Raw genomic sequence first — 15,340 nt, 5'->3', positions numbered from 1 at the left:
GACGTACCGGATCAGTGCGACGATATGACGAAGCGGTCTCCGGCGCGGCTGCGCCTCGTGGGAGACTGGTCTAGACAACCTGGAACGACCCGGAGGACACCACCATGGCTGAGCGCCACGTCACCGTCGGCTGGCCGGAGGGCCTGCACGCACGCCCCGCTTCGATCTTCGTCCGTTCGGTGACGGGCCTCGGCGTGCCCGTGACGATCGCCAAGCCCGGCGGCACCCCGGCCAACGCCGCGTCCATGCTGGCCGTCCTCGGCCTCGGCGCGCAGGGCGGCGAGGAGATCGTGCTGGCCTCCGACGCCGAGGGCGCCGAGGCGGCGCTCGACCAGCTGGCCGAGCTCGTCACCAAGGGGCTCGACGAGCTGCCGGAGACCGTCTGACCCGGCCTTCCGCGAATGGTGGCGGGGCCGCGAAAATCCGTCCGGATTTCGCAGCCCCGCCACTTCGCCTTTCGGGCGTCATTCGGCCCGGAAATCCGCGCAGGGCACAGCGGAATTACGCATCAGAATATCTCCGGCAAGCTCCGGCGCAATTCTTCTCAGTTGTATACGGCACTTCTGTTAAACGCGGCCGCCCGTCGTGTGTACGCCGTGTTTCCAGTTCCTCACCGCACGGTCGCGCCCCGCGCCGAACGCCGCAGCCGGTGCACCCCGGCCGACCGCTCCACGTGCGCCGTCGCCAGCTTGCGGGCCCGCTCGGAGTCACCGCGGGCCACCGCGTCCACGATCGCCCCGTGCTCCTCCCAGGACTCCACGGCGCGCCCCGGCGAGTCCACCGCGTACACCCACGCGATCTTGTGCCGCAGCTGCGTGAGCAGAGCCACCAGGGTGGGACTGCCGGAGGCCTGCGCCAGCGTCTCGTGGAACCAGCCGTCCAACGAGGGCAGATCGGACAACTGCCCCTGCAGGGAACGTTCCTGCCCGAGCCGCACCAGACCGCGCAGCACCTTGATGTGCGCCTCCGTACGCCGCTGCGCGGCACGCGCCGCGCCCAGCGGCTCCAGCAGACCGCGGATCTCCAGCAGGTCCGCCGCCTCCTGCTCGGTGGGCTCCGCGACCGAGGCCCCGGCGTGTCTGCGGGTGCGCACGAACCCCTCGGACTCCAGCGTGCGCAGCGCCTCACGGACCGGGACCCGTGACACGCCGTAGCGCTTGGCCAGCAGCTCCTCGGTCAGCCGGCCGCCCGGCGGATAGAAGCCGCTGATGATGTCGTCACGGATCGCCGTGCACACCGCTTGGGCGGAAATACGACGCCCTGCGCCGCCCGTCCCGTTCACGTCCGATCCCACATCGCCGGTCCCTTCATTCCCCGTCCGGTTTAATCCCCGCGTAACGCGAAGATCGGTGTTTCTTCGGCGACTCTATTCCAGCACAGTCGGGATTCCGACGGGAGTCCCTAATTCAGCAAGTATTTTTGGACACACGAAGGCCCCGGCCGGGGGAGCCGGGGCCTTCGCCGCGGGGGAACGCCGTGGGAGACGCCGTGGGGACGCCGTGGGGGGACGCGGTGGGGGACGCGCCCGGTCAGACCGCCACGCCGTGCTTGCGCAGATACGCGACGGGGTCGACGTCGGAGCCGTAGCTCTGGCTGGTGCGCACCTCAAGGTGCAGATGCGGCCCGGTGACGTTGCCGGTGGCGCCGGACAGACCGAGCTGACGGCCGGCGGTCACCGTCTCGCCGACGGAGACGCCGATCGAGGACAGATGGCCGTACAGCACGTACATCCCGTCGGACATCCGCAGGATCACGTTGTTGCCGTACGAGCCGCCCCAGCCCGCCTCCACCACGGTGGCCGGACCGATCGCGTGCACCGGGGTGCCCGTCGCGGCCGCGAAGTCCGAACCGGTGTGATAGCCGGAGGACCACAGGCTGCTCGTGGCGTGGTACGGCGTGGATATCGACGAGGCGACCGGCTTCATCCAGCCCGTCAGACTCCCCCGGGCACCCGGCACCGACCGGGCCGCGCGCTGCCCGGCCGCCGCCGACCTCTTCGCCCGCTCCTTCGCCGCGGCCTGGGCCCTGGCCTTCGCCCTGGCCTTCTCGCGGGCCTGCTCGGCGCGGGCCTGCTCGGCCTTCTTGCGCGCCGCGTCGGCCGCCTTGTGCTGGGCGTCCGCCTGCGCGGCGATCTGCGTGACCAGGGTGTCCGTCACGGCCGCGCACCGGCTGAACGCGGTGCCGGGAGCCGCCGTCCCGGCCGCTCCCGCCTCGGCGGCTCCGGCGGTGGTGGTCGCCGCGAGCACGGCGGCGCAGGCCAGGGTCGTGCGAATGCTGAACGTGAGCGCCATGGCAGGCGGAGTCCTTTCCTTCCCTCTCGCCTACCGGGTTAGCTGACGGGTTCGGAGCAGGAAGGTCTCCTACGGGCGGCTCGCCCGATTCACCCCAGGGGGACTACGCGACGTGGGTCCCCGGCTCCCCAGGCTCACGCCCTGCGGGGACTCGGCGATCGTTGCTCCGGTGCCGCCGGACGCGGCTTGTCTTACGGACAACGAGCGACGACGCTAACCGCGCCCCCCGGCCCCCACCAAATAAAACGCCCCAATTGTGCCCGATGCCACATAACCCCCGCGGGACCCGGTTGTGGGCAGGCTCAGGGTCGGTCCGCCGGGTCCGCCGGGTCGTCCTCGGTCCGGACCGGCCGAAGATCGGCCGGTCCGGCGACCGAGGACGAGCGGGCCCCGTCAGAGGGCCGTGGAGACCGTCACCGGGCCGATACCGAGGGCCTTGACGGGCTCGGCGATGGCCGCCGCGTCCCCGACGAGGACGACGACGAGCCGGTCCAGCGGGAAGGCGCTGACCGCGGCCGCCGTGGCCTCGACCGTGCCCGTGGCCGCGAGGCGGGCGTACAGCTGGGCCTGGTAGTCGTCGGGCAGGTACTGCTCGACCTGGTCGGCGAGCGTGCCGGCGACGGCGGAAGCCGTCTCGTAGCGCAGCGGCGCGACACCCACGAGGTTCTGGACGGCGACGTCACGCTCCTCGTCGGTGAGGCCGTCCTCGCGGAGCGTCCTCAGCACCTGCCAGGTGTCGGCCAGTGCCGGGGCGGTGACGTCGGTGGCCACCGAACCGCTGATGCCGATCAGCGAGGCACCCGTGCCCTCCGGGGTGGAGAGCAGGACCTGCCCGAAGGCCCGCACGCCGTACGTGTAGCCCTTCTCCTCACGCAGGACGCGGTCGAGCCGCGAGGTGAGCGTGCCGCCCAGGCAGTACGTGCCGAGGACCTGTGCGGCCCAGACCGGGTCGTGGCGGTCGGAGCCGGTGCGGCCGATGAGGACCTGGGTCTGGACGGCGCCGGGGCGGTCGACGACGACGACGCGGGCGTGGTCGTCGGAGGTGATCTGCGGCAGCGGCCGGCGTTCGGCGGGCTTGCCGGTCCACTCCCCCAGCGTCTCGGTGAGCAGCGCGTCGAGGTCGATGCCGGTGAGGTCGCCGACGACCACGACGGTCGACGTGGAGGGCCGCACATGCGTGTCGTAGAAGGAGCGCACCGCCGCCGCGTCGATCCGGGCGACCGTCTCCTCGGTGCCCTGGCGCGGCCGGGAGCAGCGCAGCGCGGGGGCGAACAGCTCCTTGGACAGCGCCATGGCGGCGCGCCGGGCCGGGTTGGCCAGCTCGTGCGGGATCTCGTCGAGGCGGTTGTTGACCAGCCGCTCGACCTCGCTGTCGGGGAAGGCCGGCGCGCGCAGGGCGTCGGAGAGCAGGCCCAGGGCCTTGTCCAGCCGGGAGGCGGGGACCTCCAGGGAGACCCGTACGCCGGGGTGGTCGGCGGCGGCGTCGAGCGTGGCCCCGCAGCGCTCCAGCTCGGCGGCGAACTCCTCGGCGCTGTGCTTGTCGGTGCCCTCGGAGAAGGCGCGGGCCATGATGGTGGCCACGCCGTCCAGGCCCTCGGGCTCGGCGTCGAGCGGCGCCGCGAGCAGCACCTCGACGGCGACGACCTTCTGGCCGGGGCGGTGGCTGCGCAGCACGGTCAGGCCGTTGGGCAGGGTTCCGCGGCCGGGGGCGGGGAAGTCCCAGGGCCTGGGGTCGCCGGCCTGCGGCTGCGGGTGGAACGTCATGGTGGGTGCGACGTCGGTCACTGGTCGGCGCCTTCCTCGTCCTGGGCCTCATCGTTGTCGTTGGCGCCACCGGTCGGCTCGTAGACGAGCACCGCCCGGTTGTCGGGCCGCAGCGTCGCCGCCGCGACCTGCTGGACCTGCTCCGGGGTGATCGCCAGGACCCGCTGTACGGCGCTGAGCGCCAGTTGGGGGTCGCCGAAGAGCACGGCGAAGCGGCACAGCTCGTCCGCGCGTCCGCCGACGGTGGCCAGCCGGTCCAGCCACTCGCGTTCGAGCTGGGCCTGCGCACGCTCCATTTCCTCCGGCGTGGGGCCGTCCTGCGCGAAGCGGGCCAGCTCCTCGTCGACCGCCGCCTCGATGGCGGGCACCTCGACACCGCTGGAGGTCTTCACGTCCAGCCAGCCCAGCGAGGGCGCCCCCGCGAGCCGCAGCAGGCCGAAGCCGGCCGCGACGGCCGAGCGGTCCCGCCGCACCAGGCGGTTGTGGAGCCGTGAGGACTCTCCGCCGCCCAGGATGGTCAGCGCCAGGTCGGCGGCGTCGGCCTCCTCGGTGCCGTCGTGCGGCAGCCGGTACGCGGCCATCAGCGCCCGGGACGGCACGTCCTCCTCCAGCACCTCGCGCAGCTGCCCGCCGATCACTCCGGGGAGTGACCCGTCGCGAGGCGCGGGCTTGCCGTCGTGGCCCGGGATGGAACCGAAGTACTTCTCGACCCAGGCCAGCGTCTGCTCCGGGTCGATGTCGCCGACGACCGCGAGCACCGCGTTGTTGGGCGCGTAGTACGTACGGAAGAAGGCCTGGGCGTCCTCCAGCGAGGCCGCGTCCAGGTCGGCCATCGAGCCGATGGGCGTGTGGTGGTACGGGTGGCCGTCGGGGTAGGCCAGGGCGGTCAGCCGCTCGAAGGCCGTGCCGTAGGGGACGTTGTCGTAGCGCTGGCGGCGCTCGTTCTTGACGACGTCGCGCTGGTTGTCCAGGCTCTCCTGGTCGAGCGCGGCGAGCAGGCTGCCCATGCGGTCGGCCTCCAGCCAGAGCGCGAGCTCCAACTGGTGGGCCGGCATGGTCTCGAAGTAGTTGGTGCGCTCGAAGCTCGTGGTGCCGTTGAGCGAGCCGCCGGCACCCTGGACGAGCTCGAAGTGTCCGTTGCCCTTGACGCTGCCCGAGCCCTGGAACATCAAGTGCTCGAAGAGGTGGGCGAGTCCGGTACGGCCCTTGACCTCGTGCCGGGAACCGACGTCGTACCAGAGGCAGACCGCGGCGACCGGGGTGAGGTGGTCCTCCGAGAGCACCACGCGCAGGCCGTTGGCCAGGCGGTGCTCGGTCGCGGTGAGGCCGCCGGATTGTGCCTCCGGCGTGGCCGTGTGACCCATGGGCAAGCTGTCCTTCCGGTCGCGCGCTCTGCGTTGTGCTGAGCGGTTCACTGTGCGGGTGGTGCTGAGCTCCTGCCACTCTAGGCAGCGTGCCGACCCGGTGCGAAGTTCCCGCTCAGGGCATAACCGGACCGGGGGTGTGGTCGGCGGTGTCAGCGGGGCGGTCCACAATGGACCGCATCGGTTGACGCCGGCCGCCCGACACCGGTCGCTGTTCGACCCGCACAACCCGCCCAGGTCCAGCCGAAGGAGCAGCGCCGAGATGGCCCGCCGCACCACGAAGACCCCGCCACCGGACGATTTCGAGGAGCGCATCCTCGATATCGACGTCGTCGACGAGATGCAGGGTTCCTTCCTCGAATACGCCTACTCGGTCATCTACTCGCGTGCGCTGCCCGACGCCCGCGACGGGCTCAAGCCCGTCCACCGCCGCATCGTCTACCAGATGAACGAGATGGGCCTGCGGCCCGAGCGCGGGTACGTCAAATGTGCCCGTGTGGTCGGCGAGGTGATGGGCAAACTGCACCCGCACGGTGACGCCTCCATCTACGACGCCATGGTGCGCATGGCCCAGCCGTTCTCGATGCGGCTGCCCCTGGTCGACGGTCACGGCAACTTCGGTTCGCTGGACGATCTGCCCGCCGCCATGCGGTACACCGAGGCGCGGATGTCGGGCGCCGCCCAGCTGATGGTCGAGTCCATCGACGAGGACACGGTCGACTTCTCGCCCAACTACGACGGCCAGGAGCAGGAGCCGGGGGTCCTTCCGGCCGCGTATCCCAATCTGCTGGTCAACGGCGCCTCCGGGATCGCGGTCGGGATGGCGACCAACATGCCGCCGCACAACCTGAACGAGGTCATCGCCGCGGCCCGGCACCTCATCCGCTATCCGAACGCGGATCTGGACGCCCTGATGCGCTTCGTGCCCGGCCCCGATCTGCCCACCGGCGGCCGGATCATCGGGCTCGGCGGGATCCGGGACGCGTACGAGAACGGCCGCGGCACCTTCAAGATCCGCGCGACGGTGTCGGTGGAGGACGTGACCCCCCGGCGCAAGGGACTGATCGTCACCGAGCTGCCGTTCACGGTCGGCCCGGAGAAGGTCATCTCCAAGATCAAGGACCTGGTCGGGTCCAAGCGGCTGCAGGGCATCGCCGATGTGAAGGACCTGACCGACCGCGCGCACGGGCTGCGGCTGGTCATCGAGATCAAGAACGGCTTCAACCCCGAGGCGGTGCTGGAGCAGCTCTACAAGCTGACGCCGATGGAGGACTCCTTCGGCATCAACAACGTGGCGCTGGTGGACGGTCAGCCGCTCACGCTGGGCCTGAAGGAGATGCTGGAGGTCTACGTCGACCACCGCTTCGAGGTGGTCCGCAGGCGCAGCGAGTTCCGCCGCCGCAAGCGGCAGGACCGGCTGCACCTGGTGGAGGGCCTGCTGGTGGCGCTCGTCGGCATCGACGAGGTCATCGCGATCATCCGCTCCAGCGACAACGCGGCGGCGGCCAAGGAGCGGCTCATGGAGCGCTTCTCGCTGTCGGAGATCCAGACGCAGTACATCCTGGACACCCCGCTGCGGCGGCTCACCCGCTTCGACCGCATCGAGCTGGAGTCCGAACGCGAGCGGCTCAACGCCGAGATCGAGGAGCTGACCCGGATCCTCGACTCCGACGCGGAGCTGCGCAAGCTGGTCTCGGCCGAACTGGCCGCCGTCGCGAAGAAGTACGGCACCGAGCGGCGCACCGTCCTGCTGGAGTCGGCCGGCGCGCCGGTGGCCGCCGTACCGCTGGAGGTCGCCGACGACCCGTGCCGGGTGCTGCTGTCCTCGACCGGGCTGCTGGCCCGCACGATGAACGGGGTGGCCTTCGAGGCGGGCGACGGCAAGCGCTCCAAGCACGATGTGATCGTCTCCGCCGTCCCCACCACCGCCCGGGCCGACATCGGCGCGGTCACCAGTGCCGGGCGCCTGCTGCGGCTCACGGTGATCGATCTGCCGCAGCTGCCCGACACCGCCGGGGCGCCGAACCTGGCGGGCGGCGCACCTCTCTCGGAGTTCCTGTCGCTGGAGACCGGTGAGCGGGTGCTGTGCCTGACCACCCTGGACGAGTCCTCGCCGGGTCTGGCCCTGGGCACCGAGCAGGGCGTGGTCAAGCGGGTCGTGCCCGACTACCCGGCCAACAAGGACGACCTGGAGGTCATCGGCCTCAGGGACGGCGACACGGTGGTCGGCGCGGTCGAGCTGCGCACCGGCGAGGAGGACCTGGTCTTCGTCACCGACGACGCCCAGCTGCTGCGGTACCCGGCCTCCCAGGTCCGTCCCCAGGGGCGTCCGGCGGGCGGCATGGCCGGCATCAAGCTGGCCGACGGTGCCAAGGTGATCTCCTTCACCGCCGTCGACCCCGCCGTGGACGCCGTCGTGGTGACGGTGGCCCGCTCCGAGGACACCCTCGACGGTGAGCAGGGCACCGCCAAGCTCACCCCCTTCGAGCAGTACCCGCGCAAGGGCCGGGCCACCGGTGGCGTCCGGTGCCAGCGCTTCCTGCGCGGCGAGACCGGGCTGGTCCTGGCCTGGGCCGGCCCGACACCGGCCCGCGCCGCCGGCGCCACGGGCCTGCCGGCCGACCTGCCGCCGAAAGACCCGCGCCGCGACGGTTCGGGCGTGGCGCTGACCAAGCCGGTCGCGGTGGTCGCCGGACCGGTGTGACGGTCCGTACGGCGGTCGCTCAGCAGCGCGGTGGACGTGAGCGTTCACCGCGCCGGCCGGCCGCGGCCGGGCCGCCGGAGCCGTACGGGGGCGCCGAAGCCTGACGGGGGCGCCGTCTTGGACCAGGGCAGCGGGGCGCGGCAGCCGTCGCGCCCCGGGTCGGTGCCGCCGGAGCGGAAGGACATGGGGTGGCCCGCCGCAGCAGGCGTCGGCGGGCCCTCCTCCAAGTCGGGCCCGCACCCCGGCCCGGGGCGCGGCGGGGGTGATCAGCCACGCGCGGGGCCGCCGTTAGGCTCGCCCGTATGAGCATGTGCGCCATCGCCTCCGCCGGACTGGGCGAACCCGTCGGCGCCACCGCGGCCACCGCCCGGACCTGGCTGCTGGTGGAGCAGCCAGGTCCCTGGGGCGCCAGGGACCTGACCGCCAGCCACCTGGACCCCCGGGTGGGGCGCGCGCTGGAACGGCTGGCGGGGGCGGCCGGTGTGCGGCCGGGGCTGATCCGGCGGCCGGGGCGGCACGCCGACCACCACCAGCCGCAGCCCCGGAGGGTGTTCCTGGCGGGGCGGTCCTGGGTGCGGACGGCCGTGGTGGACGATCCGGCCGAACTGCTCGGCTGGGACCTGACGGCGCCGCGGGAACTGGGCGAGCCCTACGACGGCGAACCGCTGGCCCTGGTGTGCACCAATGGCAGGCGGGACCGCTGCTGTGCGCTGTACGGCAGGCCGCTCGCGGCCGAGCTGGCGGCGGGCGGGGCGGGCGAGGTCTGGGAGACCACACATCTGGGCGGCCACCGCTTCGCGCCGACGATGCTGGTGCTGCCCCACGGCTACGCGTACGGGCGGGTGGATCCGCACCGGGCCAAGGAGATCCTGCACGCGGCCCGCGAGGGGCGGGTGGCCCTGGACGGCTGCCGGGGCCGGTCCTCGTACGACCGGCCCGGCCAGGCGGCGGACCTCGCGGTGCGGGCGCTGACCGGCGAGGACCGGGCCGACGCGCTCGGTGTCGAGGGCACCCGCGTGACGCACACCGACGGCCGGGTCTGGGAGGTGGACGTCGTCGAGCGCGCGGCGGAGCCGCCCCGGCCGGAGAGCTGCGGGGCGGCTCCTGGGACGCCGGTCCGGATGGACGTGACCGGCGTGCGGGCCGTCAGCCCGCCTTCTTGACGAACTCCGTGGTGTAGGTCTTGTCCAGGTCCACCTTGGCGTTCTTCAGGTTCGGGTTGAAGGACTTCAGGACCCGCTCCACCGTGGCCGGACCGTCCGCCGGCATGACGCCGTCGGTGGTGAACATCGGCAGCGTGCTCTTGATCGCCTGGGCGTAGAGCTTCGTGCCGCCGCCCTGCGCGTAGTCGGACGGCATCTTCGCGGCGATCTCGTCGGCGCTGTGGGTGGACATCCACTTGAGGGTCTTGACGAAGGCGTTGGCCAGCTTCTGCACGGTGTCCTTGTGGCTGTTCACCCACCCGGTCTGCATGTAGAGGCTGGACGACGGATACAGCCCGCCGAGCGCGGCCTTGGAGCCCTCCGGCGTGCGCATGTCGATCAGCACCTTGCCGAGCTTCTTGTCCAGGATCGTGGCGACGGTCGGGTCGGTGGTCATACCGCCCTCGATGGAGCCCTGCTGGAGCGCGGAGATGAAGGTCTGGCCCGCGCCGACGGCGACCGGGGTGAACTGGCTGGTCTGCACACCGCTGTTGACCGCGAGGTACTTGGTCAGGAAGTCGGTGGAGGAGCCGATGCCCGTCACGCCGAGCTTCTTGCCCTTGAAGTCCTTGGCCGTGCTGATGTCGCCGGCCGCCTTGTTCGAGACGATCTCGACCTCGCCGGGGGCCTGCGAGAACTGCACGACCGATTCGACCTGCTTGCCCTTGACCTGCAGGTCCAGCGTGTGGTCGTAGAAGCCGACGGTGCCCTGGACGTCGCCGGAGACGAGCGCGGTCTCCGCCTGCACACCGGCCGGCTCGGTCAGCAGCTGGACGTCGACGCCCTCGTCCTCGAAGTAGCCGAGCCGCTGGGTGAGCATCGCCGGAAGGTAGATGACCTTGTCCAGGCCGCCCACCATGATCTTGACCTTGCCGGCCTTGCCGCCGGAGGAGCCGGAGGCGGAGGAGTCGCCGCCGCAGGCGGTGAGGGTGGTCAGGGCGAGCGTGCCGGTGACGACGGCCGCGGAGATTCTGGTGATCGCGCGCATCTTGTTCACGTCCTTGTGAAAAGTGGGGTTACGGAGGGGTCAGCGGGCGGAGCCCGCGTCGGCGGGCTTCCAGCGGAAGAGCCGCTTCTCCAGGAAGGTGAGCAGCCCCTCGGCGAGCAGGGCGACGACCGCGAGGATCACCATGGCGGCGTAGACACCGGCCGCGTTGAAGGTGCCCTGGGAGGCGGCGACCAGCAGGCCGAGGCCCTTGGTGGCGCCGATGTACTCGCCGACGATGGCGCCGATGAGCGCGAAGCCGAAGCTCACATGCAGGCTGGTGAAGATCCACGAGGTGGCCGAGGGGATGACCACCTGGAAGGTGACCTGGCGGTTGCTGGCGCCCAGGATGCGGGAGTTGGCGACCAGGTTGCGGTCGACCTCGCGGGCGCCCTGGAAGGCGTTGAAGAAGACCGGGAAGAAGACCAGGACGACCGCCGAGGCGACCTTCGAGGCCGGTCCCAGGCCGAACCAGATCAGGAAGATCGGGGCCAGCACGATGCGCGGCAGCGCGTTGAGCACCTTGATATAGGGCCCCAGGACGTCGGCCAGGAAGCGGATCCGGCCCAGCGCGATCCCCAGCAGCACGCCGCCGATCACGCCGATGATCCAGCCGAGCAGCGCCTCGTAGAGGGTGTACCAGATCTGCTCCCACAGGGAGCCCTGGGCGGTGCCGTCCACCACCCAGGTGTGGATCTGGTCCCAGATCTTCGACGGCATCGAGAAGTTGAAGGGGTCGATGACCGCGGCCCTGGCCAGCCACTCCCACAGGCCGATGACGGCCAGGAGCAGGGCGACCCGGCTGCCGTAGACCAGGAAGCTGCGGTTACGGGCGGCCCGCGCCCTGGCCTGGGTACGTTCGGTCCTGGTGACGGGCGCGGTGACGGCCGGGGCGGCCACCGCCCCTTCGGGCGACGTTGTCTCAGGCGGCATTGGCGGCACCCCTCTCACGGGTGATGCGGACTTCCTCGCCGAGCGAGGACCAGATCTCCCGGTAGATCTCCAGGAACCGGGGCTCCAGCCGGACCTGCTCGACCTTGCGCGGCCGGGGCAGGTCGATCTCGAAGACCTCCTTGACGGTCGCCGGGCCGGCCGTCATGACCACGACCTTGTCGGCGAGCGCGATGGACTCCTCCAGGTCGTGGGTGACGAAGACGACGGAGGCGCCGGTGCCGGCCCACAGCTCCAGCAGCTCGTCCGACATCAGTGCCCGGGTCTGCACGTCGAGCGCCGAGAAGGGCTCGTCCATGAGCAGGATCTCGGGGTCGTTGACGAAGGTGGCCGCGAGCGCGACGCGCTTGCGCTGGCCGCCGGAGAGCTGGTGGGGGTAGCGGTCCTCGAAGGAGGACAGGCCGACCCGGGCCAGCCACTCACGGGCCCGTTCCCTGGCCTCGGCCTTGGCCACACCGCGGAAGCGGGGCCCGGCCATCACATTGGACAGGACGGTGCGCCAGGGGAAGACGGCGTCCTGCTGGAAGACGAAGCCGACCTTGTCGCCGATGCCGCGGACCGGCTCCCCGGCCACCAGCACCTCGCCCTCGGTGGGCTCCTCCAGGCCGCTGACCAGGGTCAGGGTCGTCGACTTGCCGCATCCGGTGGGGCCGACCACCGCGACGAACTCGCCGCGGCCGACGGTCAGGTCCAGGTCCCGTACGGCGGTGTGGAGCGCCCCGGACGGGGTCCGGAACGCTTTGCTCGCTCCCCGCAGCTCGATCGCGGGGCTGCTCGTTTGGCTGTTCATGGAGCGGGACGCTAGGTGTGGCCCGGACCACAGCGGCAGTCTTGCGGTCACAAGTCCGGCTTCTGCCCACAGCCGGTCGTTCTGCTCGTTTTGCTCGCTGTCGCACAACGAAAGAGCCACGAGGGGTGGGCAAGGGCCTCACAGGCGTTTACGTTGCGTTCACAGGGAAGCAAACGGAGCAGCTCATTCCGCGGCACGGCGGAGTACCGGCGTCGGAAGGCAGGGGTGACACATGCGGATCCGATGGCCGCGCCGTGTCTTCGCCCAGGTCCTGCTGGTGCAGCTGGCGATCACCACCGGCGTGATCATGCTGGCGACCGGGCTCTTCCTGGCCCCGCTCGGCGCCCAGCTCGACGATCAGGCGATGCGGCGGGCCCTGGCCATCGCCGAGACCACCGCCGCCGAGCCCGCCGTCGCGCGCAACCTGGTGAGCACGCGGCCCACGCCGCACGGCCCGGTCCAGGACGAGGCCGAGCGGATCCGCAGAGCCACCGGCGCGCTCTACGTCGTGGTCATGGACACCCGGGGAACGCGCTGGTCGCACACCAACACCGCCGAGATCGGCCGGCACGTCTCCACCGACCCCAGCGTCGCCCTGTCCGGCCGGGACATCATGCAGATCGACAACGGCACCCTCGGCCGCTCCGCCCGCGCCAAGGTGCCGCTGCGCGACGCCGCCGGGCGGATCGTCGGCGCGGTCTCGGTGGGAATCGCCTACGACAGCGTGCGCGAGCGGCTGCTGGGCACCGTGCCCAGCCTGCTGCTGTACGCGGGCGCCGCGCTGGCCGTCGGCATCGTGGCCGCCCTCGGGGTGTCACGGCGGCTCCAGCGGCGCACCCACGGTCTGGCCTTCGCCGACATCTCGGCCCTGCTCGACGAGCGCGAGGCCATGCTGCACGGCATCCGCGAAGGCGTCGTCGCCCTCGACGCGGGCGGCCGGATCCGGCTGCTCAACGACGAGGCTCAGCGGCTGCTGGGGCTGGGCCCGGACGCCACCGGGCGCGCCCTGGACGACGTGCTGCCGCCGGGCCGCACCACCGACGTACTGACCGGCCGGACCTGCGGCACCGATCTGCTCACCGTCAGCGGGGGCCGCGTGCTGGTCGCCAACCGCATGCCGACCGGTGACGGCGGGGCCGTGGCCACCCTGCGCGACCGCACCGAACTCGAACTGCTGGGCCGCGAGCTGGACTCCACGCACGGACTGCTCGACGCGCTGCGCGCGCAGGACCACGAACACGCCAACCGTCTGCACACCCTGCTCGGGCTGCTCGAACTCGGCCTGCACGACGAGGCCGTGGACTTCGTCAACGAGGTCGCGGACGGCCATCGCGCCTCCGCCGAGCAGATCGCCGAGCGGGTCCACGACCCGCTGCTGTCGGCCCTGCTGGTCGGCAAGTCGGCGATCGCGGCGGAGCGGGGCGCGTCGCTGCGCATCTCCCCCGACACGCTGCTGCCCGACCAGGTGGTGGACCCGCGCGACCTGGTCACCGTTCTGGGCAATCTGATCGACAACGCCCTGGACGTGGCCTCGTTCGTGGAGGTCGAGCTGATCGCGGAGGGCACCACCGCCGTGCTGCGGGTCAGCGACAACGGCCCGGGGGTGCCGCCCGGCATGCGCGAGCAGATCTTCGCCGAGGGCTGGTCCACCAAGGCGCCCCCCGCGCACCGCGGCCGCGGTCTGGGGCTGGCGCTGGTGCGCAGACTGGCACAGCGGTACGGCGGCATGGCCCGGGTCACCGCCCGGGCCGGCGGCGGCGCGGTCTTCACCGTCGTCCTGCCGGAGGCACTGGCCGTCCCCGAACTGGCCGCGGCGGGAGAGTCACGAGTGGGAGAGTCACGATGATCGATGTCCTGGTCGTGGACGACGACTTCCGCGTCGCCGAGATCAACGCGGCCTATGTGGCCAAGGTCCCCGGCTTCCGGGTCACCGCCCGCGCCCACACCACCGCGCAGGCGCTGGCCACCCTGGAGCGCGTCCATGTCGACCTGGTCCTGCTCGACCACTACCTGCCGGACGAGACCGGGCTCACCCTGGTGCGGCGGATGCGGCAGCTCGGGCACACCGCCGACGTGATCATGGTGACGGCCGCCCGGGACGTGACGACCGTACAGACCGCGATGCGCTACGGGGCACTGCAGTATCTGGTCAAGCCCTTCAGCTTCGGCGGCCTGCGCGCCAAGCTCGACGGCTACGCGGCGCTGCGCCGCACCCTCGACGGCGTGGGCGGCGGCCGCGGCGAGGCCGGCCAGGAGCAGGTCGACCGGATCTTCGGCGCGCTGCGCACGACGGAGACCTCACCGGCCGCCGGGCTGCCCAAGGGCCACTCGGCGCCCACCGCCGACCTCATCCGCCGGGTCCTCAACGAGGCCGGACAGCCGTTGTCCGCGCACGAGGTCGCCGAGCGGGCCGGCATCAGCCGCTCCACCGCGCAGCGCTATCTGAAGTATCTGGAGCGCGCGGGCCGGATCAGCCTCACCCTCAAGTACGGCGACACCGGCCGCCCCGAGCACCGCTACGCCTGGGCGCGCGCGAGCTGATGCGACAGTGCGCGGGCCGCCGCGCACACCACGGGCGCGATCCGGTCCAGCCGCAGCCCCCGGGTGGCCCCGGTGACGGAGATCGCGGCGACCGGCACGGAGCCGGTCCCGAAGACCGGGGCGGCCACGGCGGAGACCCCGGCCTCGGCCTCCTCCCAGTTGACGGCGTAGCCGCGGGCCCGGGTGCGGACCAGGTCCTCGTGCAGGAGCCGGGGCAGCACGATGGTGCGGGGGGTGAGGCGCCGCAGCCCCTGGTCGAGGACGCCGGCCAGACCGCGCTCGGGGCCGTAGGCCAGCAGGGCCTTGCCGGTGGCGGTGCAGTAGGCGGGCAGCCGGGCCCCGGCGTGGGTGGGGATGCGCATGGAGCGGTGGCCGGTGAGTTTGTCCAGGAAGAGCGAGTCGGTGCCCTCCGCGACGGCCAGGTGCACATTCTCGTGCGTCGCCTCGTACATCTCCTCCAGGTACGGTAACGCCTGCTCGCGCAGCCGCCGGTACGGTACCCGCTGGCCCAGCTCGAACAGGGCGAGGCCGAGCCGGTAGCCGCCGCCTTCGGCGCGCTCGACGAGGCCGAGGTCGGTGAGCTGGCCCAGGAGGCGGTGCACGGTGGGCTTGGGCAGCCGGGTCCGGGCGGCCAGGGTGGCCAGGGCGACCTCGTCCTCGCCCGCCCCGAAGGCCTGGAGCAGCGCGGCGCCGCGCGCCAGCATGGACCGGGCACCGGGCATATCGGATACGCCGGATTCACCGCGTA

At 72.0% G+C, this 15,340-nt stretch carries 13 protein-coding genes and 1 riboswitch; of the genes, 5 read left to right on the top strand and 8 right to left on the bottom strand.

The window, feature by feature from the left end:
* Window positions 1-104: 104 nt before the first annotated feature.
* A complete protein-coding gene (locus RWE79_RS29580) occupies window positions 105-386 on the top strand; it encodes an HPr family phosphocarrier protein (RefSeq protein ID WP_475943121.1) in 282 nt (93 codons plus the stop codon).
* 224 nt (window positions 387-610) lie between these two features.
* Here RWE79_RS29580 and RWE79_RS29575 read toward each other — a convergent pair whose 3' ends face one another.
* The 4 genes from RWE79_RS29575 to RWE79_RS29560 all read right to left on the bottom strand — a co-directional run bounded on the left by RWE79_RS29575 (window position 611) and on the right by RWE79_RS29560 (window position 5,419).
* Entirely contained in the window at window positions 611-1,294 is a 684-nt protein-coding gene (locus tag RWE79_RS29575; protein ID WP_475943120.1) for a GntR family transcriptional regulator, read from the bottom strand.
* Window positions 1,295-1,529: 235 nt separating this feature from the next.
* The gene (locus tag RWE79_RS29570; protein WP_475943119.1) at window positions 1,530-2,291 is read right to left on the bottom strand and encodes a M23 family metallopeptidase; all 762 of its coding nucleotides are present in this window, start codon (window positions 2,289-2,291) and stop codon (window positions 1,530-1,532) included.
* A gap of 12 nt (window positions 2,292-2,303) precedes the next feature.
* Window positions 2,304-2,458: riboswitch (cyclic di-AMP (ydaO/yuaA leader) on the bottom strand.
* 226 nt (window positions 2,459-2,684) lie between these two features.
* On the bottom strand, window positions 2,685-4,076 hold the full coding sequence (locus tag RWE79_RS29565) for a M16 family metallopeptidase (RefSeq protein ID WP_475943118.1): 1,392 nt from the start codon (window positions 4,074-4,076) through the stop codon (window positions 2,685-2,687).
* Window positions 4,073-5,419 carry a M16 family metallopeptidase gene (locus tag RWE79_RS29560; protein WP_475943117.1) on the bottom strand — a complete coding sequence of 449 codons (1,347 nt, stop codon included), beginning with the start codon at window positions 5,417-5,419 and terminating at the stop codon, window positions 4,073-4,075. The genes RWE79_RS29565 and RWE79_RS29560 overlap by 4 nt, the downstream gene beginning before the upstream one ends.
* A 262-nt stretch (window positions 5,420-5,681) precedes the next feature.
* On the opposite strand from RWE79_RS29560, the gene RWE79_RS29555 reads away from it, so the two are divergent.
* Together RWE79_RS29555 and RWE79_RS29550 are read left to right on the top strand one after the other, a co-directional pair.
* Window positions 5,682-8,123 carry a DNA gyrase/topoisomerase IV subunit A gene (locus RWE79_RS29555; protein ID WP_475943116.1) on the top strand — a complete coding sequence of 814 codons (2,442 nt, stop codon included), beginning with the start codon at window positions 5,682-5,684 and terminating at the stop codon, window positions 8,121-8,123.
* A gap of 302 nt (window positions 8,124-8,425) precedes the next feature.
* On the top strand, window positions 8,426-9,286 hold the full coding sequence (locus tag RWE79_RS29550) for a sucrase ferredoxin (protein WP_475943115.1): 861 nt from the start codon (window positions 8,426-8,428) through the stop codon (window positions 9,284-9,286).
* Here RWE79_RS29550 and RWE79_RS29545 read toward each other — a convergent pair.
* From RWE79_RS29545 to RWE79_RS29535, 3 genes are read right to left on the bottom strand one after another with little or no spacing between them, the layout of a single operon-like run.
* Window positions 9,270-10,313 (bottom strand): ABC transporter substrate-binding protein, encoded by a 1,044-nt coding sequence (locus RWE79_RS29545; protein ID WP_475943114.1) that lies wholly within the window; start codon window positions 10,311-10,313, stop codon window positions 9,270-9,272. The two genes, RWE79_RS29550 and RWE79_RS29545, sit on opposite strands and share 17 nt — an antisense overlap.
* 39 nt (window positions 10,314-10,352) lie before the next feature.
* Window positions 10,353-11,243 carry an ABC transporter permease gene (locus RWE79_RS29540; protein ID WP_475943113.1) on the bottom strand — a complete coding sequence of 297 codons (891 nt, stop codon included), beginning with the start codon at window positions 11,241-11,243 and terminating at the stop codon, window positions 10,353-10,355.
* Window positions 11,233-12,051, bottom strand: coding sequence for an ABC transporter ATP-binding protein (locus RWE79_RS29535; protein ID WP_475943112.1), 819 nt, complete (start codon window positions 12,049-12,051; stop codon window positions 11,233-11,235). Before RWE79_RS29535 ends, RWE79_RS29540 begins: the two co-directional genes overlap by 11 nt.
* 232 nt (window positions 12,052-12,283) lie before the next feature.
* Between RWE79_RS29535 and RWE79_RS29530 the strand changes: the two genes are divergently transcribed.
* Window positions 12,284-13,897, top strand: coding sequence for an ATP-binding protein (locus tag RWE79_RS29530; protein ID WP_475943111.1), 1,614 nt, complete (start codon window positions 12,284-12,286; stop codon window positions 13,895-13,897).
* Window positions 13,894-14,592, top strand: a complete 699-nt coding sequence (locus RWE79_RS29525; RefSeq protein WP_475943110.1) for a response regulator — start codon at window positions 13,894-13,896, stop codon at window positions 14,590-14,592. Before RWE79_RS29530 ends, RWE79_RS29525 begins: the two co-directional genes overlap by 4 nt.
* Here RWE79_RS29525 and RWE79_RS29520 read toward each other — a convergent pair.
* Window positions 14,568-15,296: an IclR family transcriptional regulator gene (locus RWE79_RS29520; RefSeq protein ID WP_475943109.1), complete on the bottom strand. Its 729-nt coding sequence runs from the start codon at window positions 15,294-15,296 to the stop codon at window positions 14,568-14,570. The two genes, RWE79_RS29525 and RWE79_RS29520, sit on opposite strands and share 25 nt — an antisense overlap.
* Window positions 15,297-15,340 lie beyond the last annotated feature (44 nt).

Source organism: Streptomyces sp. RLA131 (assembly GCF_056270125.1).
This window is presented reverse-complemented; position numbering and strand designations above follow the sequence as displayed.